This is a genomic window from Paenisporosarcina sp. P4_B8, from assembly GCF_056402175.1.
Map to the genome: position 1 here is coordinate 75,035 of NZ_JBFUHX010000010.1, position 13,393 is coordinate 88,427.

At 43.1% G+C, this 13,393-nt stretch carries 16 protein-coding genes and 2 other annotated features (1 of these 18 only partly in view); all 16 genes read left to right on the forward strand.

The genetic code is table 11. The annotated features are described in order from the left end of the window. Positions 1-51 precede the first annotated feature (51 nt). The gene (gene radA, locus AC1DSK_RS11005; protein WP_477598221.1) at positions 52-1,428 is read left to right on the forward strand and encodes a DNA repair protein RadA; all 1,377 of its coding nucleotides are present in this window, start codon (positions 52-54) and stop codon (positions 1,426-1,428) included. 243 nt (positions 1,429-1,671) lie between these two features. Next, positions 1,672-2,751, forward strand: a complete 1,080-nt coding sequence (locus AC1DSK_RS11010; protein WP_016429857.1) for a PIN/TRAM domain-containing protein — start codon at positions 1,672-1,674, stop codon at positions 2,749-2,751. A gap of 97 nt (positions 2,752-2,848) precedes the next feature. Beyond that, the gene (ispD, locus tag AC1DSK_RS11015; protein WP_477547162.1) at positions 2,849-3,544 is read left to right on the forward strand and encodes a 2-C-methyl-D-erythritol 4-phosphate cytidylyltransferase; all 696 of its coding nucleotides are present in this window, start codon (positions 2,849-2,851) and stop codon (positions 3,542-3,544) included. Further along, positions 3,545-4,021 carry a 2-C-methyl-D-erythritol 2,4-cyclodiphosphate synthase gene (gene ispF, locus AC1DSK_RS11020; protein ID WP_016429859.1) on the forward strand — a complete coding sequence of 159 codons (477 nt, stop codon included), beginning with the start codon at positions 3,545-3,547 and terminating at the stop codon, positions 4,019-4,021. A gap of 56 nt (positions 4,022-4,077) precedes the next feature. Continuing rightward, positions 4,078-5,541, forward strand: coding sequence for a glutamate--tRNA ligase (gltX, locus tag AC1DSK_RS11025; RefSeq protein WP_477547163.1), 1,464 nt, complete (start codon positions 4,078-4,080; stop codon positions 5,539-5,541). 54 nt (positions 5,542-5,595) lie between these two features. Beyond that, positions 5,596-5,820 (forward strand) — a binding site (T-box leader). A gap of 259 nt (positions 5,821-6,079) precedes the next feature. Further along, positions 6,080-6,742 (forward strand): serine O-acetyltransferase, encoded by a 663-nt coding sequence (gene cysE, locus AC1DSK_RS11030; protein WP_016429861.1) that lies wholly within the window; start codon positions 6,080-6,082, stop codon positions 6,740-6,742. After that, positions 6,739-8,139, forward strand: a complete 1,401-nt coding sequence (gene cysS, locus AC1DSK_RS11035) for a cysteine--tRNA ligase (protein ID WP_477547164.1) — start codon at positions 6,739-6,741, stop codon at positions 8,137-8,139. Before cysE ends, cysS begins: the two co-directional genes overlap by 4 nt. After that, positions 8,136-8,567, forward strand: coding sequence for a Mini-ribonuclease 3 (locus AC1DSK_RS11040; RefSeq protein WP_016429863.1), 432 nt, complete (start codon positions 8,136-8,138; stop codon positions 8,565-8,567). The genes cysS and AC1DSK_RS11040 overlap by 4 nt, the downstream gene beginning before the upstream one ends. Next, positions 8,564-9,316 (forward strand): 23S rRNA (guanosine(2251)-2'-O)-methyltransferase RlmB, encoded by a 753-nt coding sequence (gene rlmB, locus AC1DSK_RS11045; protein ID WP_477547165.1) that lies wholly within the window; start codon positions 8,564-8,566, stop codon positions 9,314-9,316. The genes AC1DSK_RS11040 and rlmB overlap by 4 nt, the downstream gene beginning before the upstream one ends. Position 9,317: 1 nt before the next feature. After that, positions 9,318-9,827, forward strand: a complete 510-nt coding sequence (locus AC1DSK_RS11050) for an NYN domain-containing protein (protein WP_016429865.1) — start codon at positions 9,318-9,320, stop codon at positions 9,825-9,827. A gap of 69 nt (positions 9,828-9,896) precedes the next feature. Continuing rightward, a complete protein-coding gene (sigH, locus tag AC1DSK_RS11055; protein ID WP_477547166.1) occupies positions 9,897-10,547 on the forward strand; it encodes an RNA polymerase sporulation sigma factor SigH in 651 nt (216 codons plus the stop codon). 84 nt (positions 10,548-10,631) lie between these two features. Continuing rightward, positions 10,632-10,781 carry a 50S ribosomal protein L33 gene (rpmG, locus tag AC1DSK_RS11060; RefSeq protein ID WP_081637847.1) on the forward strand — a complete coding sequence of 50 codons (150 nt, stop codon included), beginning with the start codon at positions 10,632-10,634 and terminating at the stop codon, positions 10,779-10,781. Between the two features lie 41 nt (positions 10,782-10,822). Then, the gene (secE, locus tag AC1DSK_RS11065; protein ID WP_477547167.1) at positions 10,823-11,008 is read left to right on the forward strand and encodes a preprotein translocase subunit SecE; all 186 of its coding nucleotides are present in this window, start codon (positions 10,823-10,825) and stop codon (positions 11,006-11,008) included. 104 nt (positions 11,009-11,112) lie between these two features. Beyond that, entirely contained in the window at positions 11,113-11,646 is a 534-nt protein-coding gene (gene nusG / locus AC1DSK_RS11070) for a transcription termination/antitermination protein NusG (protein WP_016429868.1), read from the forward strand. 405 nt (positions 11,647-12,051) lie between these two features. Beyond that, on the forward strand, positions 12,052-12,477 hold the full coding sequence (gene rplK / locus AC1DSK_RS11075) for a 50S ribosomal protein L11 (protein ID WP_016429869.1): 426 nt from the start codon (positions 12,052-12,054) through the stop codon (positions 12,475-12,477). A gap of 117 nt (positions 12,478-12,594) precedes the next feature. Next, on the forward strand, positions 12,595-13,296 hold the full coding sequence (gene rplA / locus AC1DSK_RS11080) for a 50S ribosomal protein L1 (protein ID WP_477547168.1): 702 nt from the start codon (positions 12,595-12,597) through the stop codon (positions 13,294-13,296). A gap of 41 nt (positions 13,297-13,337) precedes the next feature. Further along, positions 13,338-13,393: a sequence feature (ribosomal protein L10 leader region), on the forward strand; it runs 84 nt beyond the window's last position.

Genomic DNA, 13,393 nt, shown 5'->3' on the forward strand with positions numbered 1-13,393 from the left:
TAAACGATGTTGTTGATAGTAGTAAAGGAATCTGCGAAAGTAGGAGGTACTATGGCTAAACGTAAAACAAAATTCTTGTGTAACTCATGTGGCTATGAATCTGCTAAATGGATGGGACGCTGCCCTGGTTGTGGCGCATGGAACACCATGGTGGAAGAAGTGGAAGTGGTCGTAAAAGGACCCCGCCGCACGTTCCAGCATTCTGAAAAAATCGCACAAAAAGCGACCCCAATTACAGCTATTGAAACGGTTGATGAACCACGCGTAGATACGGATCTTGCTGAATTGAACCGTGTACTTGGAGGTGGGATTGTACCTGGGTCCCTTATTTTGATTGGTGGAGACCCCGGTATCGGTAAATCCACACTGTTGCTGCAAGTTTCCTCATTACTGGCGAACAAAGGGCAACGCGTATTGTATATGTCTGGGGAAGAGTCCATCCGACAAACGAAACTTCGTGCAGAGCGTTTGGGTGTGGCATCTTCTGAGCTCTACATTTATTCAGAAACAAACTTGGAACTAGTGAATGAGGCAATCGATCAAGTCGAACCAAAGTTTGTCGTAATCGACTCCATTCAAACAGTTCACCATCCTGAAGTTACGTCTGCCCCAGGTAGCGTTTCACAAGTGCGGGAATGTACAGCGGAATTGATGCGCATTGCCAAAACGAAAAACATTGCGATTTTCCTTGTGGGTCATGTAACGAAGGAAGGTCAGATTGCCGGACCGCGATTACTTGAACATATGGTGGATACAGTTCTGTACTTCGAAGGCGAACGTCACCATACGTATCGCATTTTGCGTTCACAGAAAAACCGTTTTGGTTCAACCAACGAGATTGCTATTTTTGAAATGTTACAAGGTGGATTAAAAGAAGTATTGAACCCTTCTGAATTGTTCTTGCAAGAACGTTCACAAGGAGCGGCAGGTTCAACCGTTGTCGCTTCTATGGAAGGGACACGACCGATTCTGGTTGAAATTCAGGCTTTGATTACGCCGACGAGTTTCAACTATCCGAAGCGTATGGCAAGCGGGATTGATCAAAACCGGATTTCTTTACTGATGGCCGTATTAGAGAAGCGGGTCGGAATGCTGCTGCAAACGCAAGATGCCTACATTAAAGTAGCCGGTGGCGTTAAGTTGGACGAGCCAGCCATCGATTTAGCTGTCTTGACGACCATCGTTTCCAGTTTCCGTGATGTCGCGGCGAGTGCACATGACTGCTTTATTGGAGAAGTGGGGTTAACAGGTGAAGTGCGTCGTGTGTCCCGAGTGGAACAACGCGTGCAGGAAGCGGCGAAACTTGGATTCAAACGTGCAATTATTCCAGCGTCGAACCTTGGCGRCTGGGACTATCCGAAAGGTATTCAAGTGGTTGGCGTTGAAACCGTAAATCAGGCATTAAAAGAAGCTTTCCCGAACGCTTAGGCGTTTTGGGAAAGCTTTTTCTCTAGTATCTCGAAGGAGGTGATACCACTGGGATAATCTGGGTGAATCCGATTAAATTGCGTTACATGCCGATTAAACAGCAATTCATGCGGATTAAAACCTCTGCCACGCCGATTAACTATAGTGACTGACGCTTGTTATAAGAAACTTTACGATTGCCTTCTTCGTCAAGTAGGTGTTTCCGTTTGAAAACGTGTATAATCAAAAACAGGAGGTGGGCTAGTGTTAAAGTGGATTATTCGAATTACATTTATCTTGATTGGTGGAACGCTCGGGTTACTTTTTTTACCGCAATTATACGATCTTATACATTTATCTTCTAACCCTTGGCTGAACAATCCGTATGTGTCTGTGCTAATAGGAGCCATTCTTTTGTTTGTACTTGCTTTACTGTTGACCGACTATTTAATCGAGTTTTTAAGTTGGATGGAAGATCGATTGCTGAAAGCGCCAATCGGTGATTTGTTGTTTGGTACACTCGGTCTGATTATTGGGCTTAGTGTCGCATTTCTTTTGAATTTTGCGGTGGATTCCATACAGCTTCCAGTCATTGATGCGGTACTTCCCATATTGCTGACCATCACTTTAGGATATCTTGGTTTCCAGGTAGGCTTCAAGAAGCGCGATGAAATTGTTCAAATGTTTACTGCTAACAAAACGGTTGTACAAAAGAAAAAGTTCGATGAAAACAACCCTCAGGAATTGCAACAAGCATCATATAAATTACTCGATACAAGTGTCATTATCGATGGTCGGATTTCTGATATTTCTGCAACGGGCTTCCTAGAAGGGGTGCTTGTCGTACCACAGTTTGTATTGACTGAACTTCAGCATATTGCCGATTCTTCGGATACATTGAAACGTACACGAGGTCGACGTGGTCTTGATATCTTGAAACAACTTCAGTCGGAGCGAGCTTCAGCTGTTTTGATTACAGAAGAAGATTTTGATGATGTGGCAGAAGTTGATTTGAAACTGATGCGTCTTGCGAAGAAAATGGACGGCATGGTAGTGACCAATGATTTCAACTTGAATAAAGTGTGTGAATTGCATCAAGTGCCTGTTCTGAATATCAATGATCTTGCGAATGCGGTCAAACCAGTCGTGATTCCCGGTGAAGAAATGCATATCGTGGTCATCAAAGATGGCAAAGAACAAAATCAAGGTGTAGCTTATCTAGACGACGGAACGATGATTGTCGTGGAAGATGGCAAGTCGTATATCGGCCAAGCAATTAACGTCATTGTTACAAGTGTTCTTCAAACTTCGGCTGGGCGAATGATTTTTGCTAAAACGAAATAAACAATTACACCTAAAATAAGAGGCTGCCCTTTCTGTCAACAACACTAGACAGCTAAGGCGGCCTCCTTTTCCATCAAGAAAGAGGAGAATACTTGAAATGAAATATATCGTTGTATTACCGGCTGCGGGTAGCGGGAAACGGATGAAGGCCGGACGTAATAAATTATTTCTTACATTGCGCGATAAGCCAATTCTCATCCATACACTTGAGGTCTTTGAACAAGATACAAATTGTGCTGGGATCTGGCTCGCAGTGAAGCCTGAAGAGCGTGTGACGATTCAGGAGATGTTGAACGAGCATAACATTACGAAAGTGAAAGGGATGCCTGAAGGTGGCGAGGAACGTCAATACAGTGTGTATGCCTGCGTCCAAGCAGCTGAGCATGAGGCTGACTTGATTCTCGTGCACGATGCGGCAAGGCCTTTCATCGAACCAGCCGTGATTGCCCAATTGGTTCAAAAAGCTCATGAGACCGGTGCTGCCATCGCTGGTGTGAAAGCAAAAGACACCATGAAACGTGTACGCAATCACATTATTGAAGAAACAGTGGACCGTGATCAATTGTGGATGATCCAGACTCCACAAGCTTTCCGTAAGGACATTTTGATGAAGGCACAACAGCAAGCGGAACAAGATGGGTTTCTCGGGACAGATGAATCCATGTTAGTCGAACGACTGAATATCCCTGTGTACGTGGTAGAGAGTACGTATGATAATGTAAAAATGACGACACAAGAAGATTTATTGATAGGCGAAGCCATCTTACAAAAACGACAGCAGGAGGAAAACTAAATGTTTCGAGTTGGACAAGGGTTTGATGTACATGAATTTGCAGAGAATAGACCGCTTATTTTGGGTGGCGTGACGATTCCATACGAAAAAGGTTTAATCGGTCATTCAGATGCCGATGTTTTATTACATACAGTAACGGATGCGGCACTGGGCGCAATTGGCGAAGGGGATATTGGACGTCATTTTCCCGATACGGACCCTGAATTTAAAGATGCAGATTCCGCAAAATTACTTGCATACATTTGGAACATCGTTGAAGAAAAAGGCTATAAATTAGGCAATGTTGATTGCACGATTATTGCACAGGCACCAAAGATGGCACCTTACATTAATCAAATGCGTGACCGCATCGCACAACTGCTGAATGCCGAACCAACACAAGTGAATGTCAAAGCGACAACAACCGAAAAGCTTGGCTTTACGGGACGTGGAGAAGGCATCGCGGCACAGGCGACGATATTACTCATTCAAAAATAAGTATGACCTGTGTTAAACTGGACAAAGTTTAGCACGTATTCGAGGAGGACACACACATGACACAAGAAGTTCGCGTACGCTACGCACCAAGCCCAACAGGAAACTTACATATTGGTGGAGCCCGCACTGCCTTATTCAACTATTTATTTGCACGCCATCACGGCGGTAAATTCATTGTTCGTATTGAAGATACGGATATTGAACGTAACATTGAAGGTGGCGAATTATCGCAACTGGAAAACTTGAAATGGCTTGGCATGGAATATGATGAGTCTGTTGATATCGGTGGACCATATGCTCCTTACCGTCAAATGGAACGTTTGGACATTTACCAAAAGCATGCAGAAGAAATGCTTGAAAATGGTCATGCGTACAAATGTTTCTGCACAACGGAAGAGTTGGAAGTTGAGCGTGAAGAGCAAAAAGCAAAAGGTGTCGCTGCACCAATGTACAAAGGTACATGCCGTAACTTAACGAAAGAACAAGTGGCGGAAAAAGAGGCGGCAGGACTTGCACATACCATTCGCATGCGTGTACCTGCAGATGTAACGTATACATTTGAAGACTTGGTGCGCGGTTCGGTTTCATTTGAATCGAAAGATGTTGGTGACTGGGTGCTTGTTAAAGCAAATGGTATTCCGACTTATAACTATGCAGTCGTGTTGGATGATTATTTCATGAAGATTTCTCACGTATTCCGTGGGGAAGAACATTTATCAAATACACCAAAACAAATGATGGTATTTGATGCATTTGGTTGGAAAGCGCCTGAATACGGTCATATGACATTAATCATCAACGAAAGCCGTAAAAAACTTTCAAAACGTGACGAATCGATTATTCAATTCGTTGCTCAGTATAAAGATCTTGGTTATATCCCAGAAGCAATGTTCAATTTCTTTGCACTTCTTGGCTGGTCTCCTGAAGGGGAAGAAGAAATCTTCACGAAAGAAGAATTTATTCGCCAGTTTGACGTCAATCGTTTATCTAAATCGCCATCGATGTTCGATAAGCAAAAACTAACGTGGATGAACAATCAATATGTGAAGCAACTGTCTCTTGAAGAAGTAGTTGAACTTGCATTGCCTCATTTACAAAAAGCTGGTCGCTTGCCTGAAACATTGACAGAAGAAGAAAAACAATGGGCAACGGGCGTTATCGCGCTTTACCATGAACAAATGAGTTTCGGTGCTGAAATTACTGAGCTAACTGACCTATTCTTTAAGGATGAACTTGCATATGATGAAGAAGCTACTGCTGTTTTAGCTGGCGAACAAGTGCCGGAAGTTATGGCATCTTTCAAAACGCAACTTGAACAACTGGAAGTGTTTGAAGCAGATGCTATCAAAGCAGCAATCAAAGCCGTGCAAAAAGAAACGGGACATAAAGGCAAGAACTTGTTCATGCCAATCCGTGTTGTGACGACTGGTCAAACACACGGTCCGGAATTGCCTAACGCAATCGCGTTAATCGGCAAAGAAAAAGTACTTGCGCGTGTGGAGAAATTCGCAAAACAATAAGTTTGACTTTCATGCATGATGGTGTGAAAATGAAGCTATCTTTAACCAAAACATCAAAACGCTTTGATGAGGAGAAGTACATAAGGCACGCTCTTTAGAGAGGACCACCACCGGCTGAAAGTGGTCTGAGCTTAGGCATTATGGAAATGCACCTCTGAGCGCTCAGCTGAACCATTTAGTAAGCGAGCCGTACCGTCTACGTTACAAGACGCCAAGTGGGAAGGACCGCAAAACATCCTTCCAATCAGAGTGGAACCGCGCTATTACAGCGTCTCTGTCAGTTAATGACAGGGGCGCTTTTTATTTTGGTCAAAAAAATGTGAGGTTATCTCGTAAAGTAAACTTGGAGAAGAGACGCATTTGAGTGATATATCATTCCGTTTGATTGATAAATCTCCAGTTTGAGTGATAAATCCTCAGTTTGATCGACAAACATGCCAGTTTGAGCGATAAATTATTCATAAGCCAAATATAGGGCTACCGATCGAATCAAAATCAAACAAATCATTTAACAAAAACTAACACAGGAGGAACGATGATGTTCAGTCGAATGAAAGAAGATGTTGAAGTCGTCTTCGAGCAAGATCCAGCTGCCAGACGTGTGCTGGAAGTTGTGCTGACGTATGCCGGGTTACATGCGGTTTGGGCACACCGTGTCGCACATGCGCTCTTTAAGCGGAAATTCTTTTTCCTGGCGAGAGTCGTATCGCAAGTGAGTCGATTTTTCACCGGAATTGAAATCCATCCGGGTGCCAAAATTGGTCGCCGCTTTTTCATAGACCACGGGATGGGTGTAGTCATAGGGGAAACATGTGAAATTGGTGATAATGTAACGATCTTCCAAGGAGTGACACTTGGTGGTACAGGTAAAGAACGAGGGAAACGACACCCCACGTTACACGATAATGTATTGGTAGCAACAGGAGCAAAAGTACTTGGGTCGATTACGATCGGCGAAAACAGTAAAGTTGGTGCAGGCTCGGTTGTATTGAAAAATGTTCCGCCAAATTCAACGGTTGTAGGTATTCCTGGAACAGTCGTCGTGCAAGATGGAATCAAAGTGAAACGTGACTTGGATCACCAGGACTTGCCGGATCCAGTAGCGGATAAATGCAATATGCTAGAAGAAAAAATTGCCGTCTTGCGCGAGCAAGTCGCGCTTGTCAGTGAACAATTCGAAAAGGAGCGAAACGTTAAATGAGCATTCATATTTACAACACATTGACGCGTCAAAAAGAACCATTTGTGCCGCTTGAAGAAGGCAAGGTGAAAATGTACGTATGTGGACCGACAGTATATAACTACATCCACATCGGGAACTCCCGTCCGGTCATCGTCTACGATACCGTACGTCGCTACTTGAAGTACCGTGGATATGAAGTGAATTTCGTTTCTAACTTTACGGATGTTGACGATAAAATCATCAAAACGGCAAATGAACTGGGTGAAGAAGTATCCGAATTAACCGAACGTTTTATCGCCGCTTATTTTGAAGATGTGGTTGCACTTGGTTGCCAGAAAGCGGATGCTCACCCACGTGTCACGGAACATATGGACTCTATCATCGAATTCATCGAAGTCTTAATCGAAAAAGGCTATGCTTACGAGTCGCAAGGTGACGTTTATTACCGCACACGCAAGTTTGAAGGGTACGGTAAATTGTCCCAACAATCGGTTGATGATTTAAAAATCGGCGCACGCATTGAAGCGGGAGAAAAGAAAGAAGATGCACTTGATTTTGCTTTGTGGAAAGATGCGAAACCAGGAGAGATTTTCTGGAAGAGTCCCTGGGGCAATGGTCGTCCGGGATGGCATATTGAATGTTCCGTTATGGCTCGTGAAATTTTGGGAGATACGATTGACATTCACGCAGGTGGACAGGATTTGACATTCCCGCATCATGAAAACGAAATTGCACAGTCTGAAGCATATACAGGCAAGCAATTTGCGCGCTACTGGATGCATAATGGATATATCAATATTGACAACGAAAAAATGTCGAAGTCCCTTGGTAACTTTGTATTGGTGAACGACATTCGTAAACAAATCGATCCGCAAGTGTTGAGATTCTTTATGTTGTCGGTTCATTACCGTCACCCAATCAATTTCTCGCAAGAGCTTGTAGAAAATGCGGAAAATGGGCTGGCGCGCATTCGAACATCATATTCGAATTTGGCGCATCGTCTTGAAGCATCTCCTGAACTAGGGGATCACAAGGATATCTGGTTAAACAAAATCGAAGAAGTCCGCACCCAATTCGTTACGGCAATGGACGATGATTTCAATACAGCCAACGGAATTGCTGCCTTGTTTGAACTGGCGAGTCTGGCTAATGTATATCTAATTGAAAAACATACGGAAGCGGCTGTTCTTACTGCATTCATGAAGGCATTGAAAGAACTATCACTTGTTTTGGGTATTGAAGTGGAAGTAAAAACAGAAGTACTGGATGAAGAAATTGACGCTCTTATTGCGGAGAGAATCCAGGCTCGTAAAGATAAAGATTTCGCTCGCGCAGATGCCATCCGGGATCAATTGAAAGAAATGAATATTTTATTGGAAGATACGGCGCAAGGCATCCGTTGGAAACGCGGATGAACAAAGAATATTCACTTCGTCCGGCAGATGTAAAACAATTGAATTCACTGGCCCTTGCGTATATGGGGGATGCCGTCCTAGAGCAAGCGATTCGTGAACATTTGATTCGTTCAGGACGGGTTAGACCCAATACGTTGCATAAAGAAGGAACTAAATATGTTTCGGCGAAAGCCCAGGCATCCGTGGTGCGTGTGCTACTCCAAGAAAAGTTTTTGACGGAAGATGAGGAAGCGGTGCTAAGACGCGGGCGTAATGCTAAGTCTGGCACCATCCCAAAAAATACAGATGTACAGACGTACAAATATAGTACGGCGTTTGAAGCGGTTCTCGGAAGTTTGTACCTATCCGGCAACTTTGAACGCGTGAAGGAAATAATCGAAAAAGCTATTACCACTATAGAAGAACCGAAAGGAGAATCGATATCGTGACTGAACTTGACAATGAAATCGTATCAGGAAAAAATCCAGTGCTGGAAGCCCTTCGCTCCGGGCGAGATATGAACAAAGTATGGGTAGCAGAAGGTGTCAAGAAAGCGGGAATCGCCGAGTTGTTACAACTTGCGAAAGAAGCGGGCATCATCGTCCAGTTTGTGCCAAAAAACAAAGTGGACCAATTGACGGACGGAGCCAATCACCAAGGGGTAGCAGCTTCAGTAGCAGCTTACCGTTATGCAGAAATTGATGAGCTTTTCGAACGTGCTGCTTCACGCAATGAAGATCCATTCTTTTTGATTTTGGATGAGTTGGAAGATCCACATAACCTGGGTTCGATTTTGCGAACAGCTGATGCGACCGGCGTGCATGGTGTCATTATTCCGAAGCGTCGTGCAGTTGGACTAACTGCAGTCGTGGCGAAAACATCTACAGGGGCAATTGAGCATGTGCCGGTAGCACGCGTTGGCAATCTAGCACAAACCGTTGAAGATTTGAAAAAGCGTGGCGTGTGGATCGCGGGAACGGATGCCAAAGGCTCGGCTGATTACCGTCGCATGGATGCGAAATTACCATTGGCAATCATTATAGGCAGTGAAGGAAAAGGAATGAGTCGTTTGCTGAAAGAGAAGTGCGACTTCCTCTATAACATGCCGATGGTTGGGCACGTAACGTCGTTAAATGCATCCGTAGCAGCTGCTATCCTGATGTACGAAGTATTGCGTAATCGCCTGCCGGTTAATTGAGATGGACATTTTACTCGTCGATGGCTATAACATTATCGGCGCATGGAAAGAATTGCGTGCATTAAAAACAGACAAGCTCATTGATGCCAGAGACAGGCTGATTGAAATGATGGCGGAATACAAAGCTTATTCAGGTTGGCGAGTCATTGTAGTGTTTGATGCACATCTCGTACCTGGGATTGAAAAAAAGAAGAAACAATATGATGTCGAAGTTATTTTCACCAGGGAAAACGAAACTGCGGATGAACGCATTGAAAAATTAACATCACAATTAATGACAAGACGTGATCAAGTGCATGTAGCTACATCTGATTTGACGGAACAATGGGTGATTTTCGCACAAGGCGCACTAAGAAAGTCTGCACGAGAACTTGAAATTGAAATGGAGTTAGTTCAGGAGAATATCACGAAGAAGGTGAAGGCTATCCAGGAGCAGCGCCCGTTTTCCAAAATCCAGCTAAGTAATGAAGTGGCAGAAATTTTTGAAAAATGGCGCAGAGGGATGAAATGAGTCGTTGACGCTCGATTTCCACATCCTGTATACTAGGGTCAAACTATGCAGACGGCCGAGGTGATACTGTTGATTAAGAGTGACTATGTACACGTGAAGCTGCACCAATTTGAAGACTTACTAGATGACGAGCTTGTGGAATTGGTTCACAATGGCGATTCTGATGCGCTTGACTTTTTAATCACCAAATATCGATCTTTTGTGCGTATGAAAGCCAGGTCTTACTTTTTAATCGGGGCTGATAAAGAAGATATCATTCAAGAAGGAATGATTGGACTTTACAAAGCGATTCGTGATTTCAGAGGGGACAAGCTCTCATCGTTTCGAGCATTCGCAGAACTTTGCATTACACGTCAAATTATAACTGCTATCAAAACAGCTACACGTCAAAAGCATATCCCACTCAATTCATATGTGTCATTGGACAAGCCGATTTTTGATGAAGAATCAGACCGCACACTAATGGATGTGATTTCGGGCTCTGCTATTGATGATCCCGAAGAACTGATGATTCACCGGGAAGATTTTGATTACATGGAAGAAAAAATGAGTGAAATTCTGAGCGAATTGGAGAGGCAAGTACTTGCCTTGTATTTGGATGGACAGTCTTACCATGAAATTTCAGAAGAATTAAATCGTCATGTAAAATCCATAGACAACGCATTGCAGCGCGTGAAGCGGAAACTTGAACGGCACATTGAAATTGGTGGCGTTCATTGAAATCTTCACCTGAGCGTTTGTTGACAGTCTAAACCGTAGGTGATAGTCTTTAAAAAGACAAATGCTGACTTAAAAGGTGATAAAATGGCTAATAAAGTCGTCTTAAGCTGTGTGCAATGTGGTTCGCGAAACTATACAGTTCCTGCTTCAAAAGAAGGATCGAGTGAGCGTCTGGAACTGAAAAAGTATTGCTCCCATTGCAAAGCGCATACGGTTCATAAGCAAACGTTGTAAATATAGACATAGATAATTTTTACTCGGAGGGTTAAATCAGAATGGCTAATATCAGTGGTTTCTTTGGTAATGTTGTCTCGGAAATGAGAAAAGTTAGTTGGCCTAAACGTAAGGAAATGACTCGTTATACAGTCATTGTACTTTCAACGGTCGTAATTATGGCAGTATTTTTCGCAGTCGTTGACTTAGGAATTTCACAAGCATTTCGCTGGTTCCTTAAACTGTAATTTGATAACAGATAGCACTTGTGGAGAATAGCCCGTCAGAAACTTAGAACGGGTTTTTTCATTTGTCTAAGAAATGGAGGGACGGACGAACAGTCCTGCTACTTATGGAAAAGAATTGGTATGTTGTTCACACGTATTCTGGATACGAGAACAAAGTAAAAGCAAATCTTGAAAAACGTGTTGAAACAATGGGTATGTCCGATCTGATCTTCCGCGTCATTATCCCGGAAGAGCAAGAAACGGATTTTAAAGATGGTAAAAAACGTACAGTTATGCGTAAAACATTCCCTGGGTATGTTTTAGTTGAACTTGTGATGACAGACGATTCTTGGTATGTCGTGCGAAATACGCCAGGCGTTACTGGATTTATCGGTTCTTCGGGTGGTGGAGCAAAACCGACACCATTATTGCCGGAAGAAGTAGAATTCATCCTGAAACAAATGGGTATGACAGAGCGCAAAATAGAAGCGCAATACACGGTTGGGGAAATGGTTGAAGTTCTTGAAGGACCATTTGCACACTTCCAAGGAAAAGTGGAAGAGATTGATGATGCGAAAGGCAAGTTGAAAGTTTCTGTTGATATGTTTGGACGCGAAACGAAAATGGAACTTGACTACGACCAAGTTATTAAAATGTAAAAAGAAAAGTGGAAAGCGCCACTCAAGCTCTGCACTGGCACTGGAAGACACGATGCGAAAGCTAGCTTTCGCTAGGTTAGGGGAGGGAAGGCTAAATTCCCGACATCGTGTAGGAACGCCTTCATGACCCACATCCTGTGGCCCTAAGCTTAGGTGAGAGCTGGCGCTTGCAACTAGACATTAGCAATCTTGAATGGAAAAAAAGCATATAAAATCTAGTTCATAGAACCTTTTTCCAAAAGCTACTTGCTTAAGTTTTGGAAAAATGGTATTATTTCAAAGGTCAGACTGAAATAGTGTAGTCTGCGAAAATTTTAGCTTATGCTCAGCTAGTAGCTGACAGACAGATATTGAGTGGGAGGGGCAACCCAATTACCACATCACGGACTTAAGGAGGTGTGTCTCGTGGCTAAAAAAGTTGTTAAGGTAGTAAAATTACAAATTCCTGCTGGTAAAGCAAATCCAGCACCGCCGGTTGGTCCAGCATTGGGTCAAGCAGGTGTTAATATCATGGGATTCTGTAAAGAATTCAACGCACGTACGGCAGATCAAGCTGGACTAATTATCCCTGTTGAAATTTCTGTATTTGAAGACCGTTCATTTACATTCATTACAAAAACTCCACCTGCAGCAGTATTACTTAAAGTGGCGGCTGGTATCCAGTCAGGTTCTGGTGAACCAAACCGCAAAAAAGTTGCTACGGTGAAGCGTGATAAAGTTCGCGAAATCGCTGAACAAAAAATGCCAGACCTAAACGCAGCATCAGTTGAAGCAGCTATGTTGATGGTTGAAGGTACTGCGCGCAGCATGGGTATCGTCATCGAAGACTAATCCCTGCACTTGATGATGCATTAGTTTTTGGGGGGTTGCGGATGTCTATAAGACACGCAACCCTTATTCGTGGGAGGTTTATTCCGCTAAAACCACAATCAAGGAGGACATTTTACAATGGCTAAAAAAGGTAAAAAGTTGCAAGATGCAGCGAAATTGGTAGACCGTACTAAATTGTACGCAGCTCAAGAGGCAATCGAACTTGCTAAAAAAACGAGCACTGTTAACTTTGACGCAACAGTTGAAGTGGCATTCAAATTAGGAATCGACACACGTAAAAATGACCAACAAATCCGTGGAGCAGTAGTACTTCCAAACGGAACTGGTAAAACTCAACGTGTATTAGTTTTCGCTAAAGGCGAAAAATTAAAAGAAGCAGAAGCTGCTGGCGCTGACTTTGTTGGCGATACAGAGTTCATTACCAAAATCCAACAAGGATGGTTTGACTTCGATGTAATCGTAGCTACTCCTGACATGATGGGTGAAGTTGGTAAATTAGGTCGCGTTTTAGGACCAAAAGGCTTAATGCCAAACCCTAAAACTGGTACTGTAACATTCGACGTAACTAAAGCGATCGAAGAAATCAAAGCTGGTAAAGTTGAGTACCGTGCTGACAAAGCTGGTATTATCCATGCACCAATCGGTAAAGTTTCTTTCGACGACAACAAGTTAGTTGAAAACTTCTTGGCAGTATTTGATGTAGTTCAAAAAGCTAAGCCTGCGGCAGCTAAAGGAACTTACATGAAATCAGTTAACGTTACAACTACAATGGGTCCATCTGTAAAAGTGGATTCTTCTAGCGTAAAAGTTAACAAATAAGGTTGACAGTTTAAAGTCTATCTGTTAAGATGACTTTTGTTGTAAATAAATTATTTGTACCGTAGACAGTAGGGGCGACTTGTCGCATAATGATCCT

Coding starts and splice junctions, on each gene's coding strand:
- AC1DSK_RS11040 (WP_016429863.1), top strand. CDS start 8,136: ATGAACAAAGAATATTCACTTCGTCCGGCAGATGTAAAACAATTGAAT.
- ispF (WP_016429859.1), top strand. CDS start 3,545: ATGTTTCGAGTTGGACAAGGGTTTGATGTACATGAATTTGCAGAGAAT.
- cysS (WP_477547164.1), top strand. CDS start 6,739: ATGAGCATTCATATTTACAACACATTGACGCGTCAAAAAGAACCATTT.
- AC1DSK_RS11050 (WP_016429865.1), top strand. CDS start 9,318: ATGGACATTTTACTCGTCGATGGCTATAACATTATCGGCGCATGGAAA.
- cysE (WP_016429861.1), top strand. CDS start 6,080: ATGTTCAGTCGAATGAAAGAAGATGTTGAAGTCGTCTTCGAGCAAGAT.
- secE (WP_477547167.1), top strand. CDS start 10,823: ATGGCTAATATCAGTGGTTTCTTTGGTAATGTTGTCTCGGAAATGAGA.
- gltX (WP_477547163.1), top strand. CDS start 4,078: ATGACACAAGAAGTTCGCGTACGCTACGCACCAAGCCCAACAGGAAAC.
- ispD (WP_477547162.1), top strand. CDS start 2,849: ATGAAATATATCGTTGTATTACCGGCTGCGGGTAGCGGGAAACGGATG.
- rpmG (WP_081637847.1), top strand. CDS start 10,632: ATGGCTAATAAAGTCGTCTTAAGCTGTGTGCAATGTGGTTCGCGAAAC.
- rplA (WP_477547168.1), top strand. CDS start 12,595: ATGGCTAAAAAAGGTAAAAAGTTGCAAGATGCAGCGAAATTGGTAGAC.
- nusG (WP_016429868.1), top strand. CDS start 11,113: ATGGAAAAGAATTGGTATGTTGTTCACACGTATTCTGGATACGAGAAC.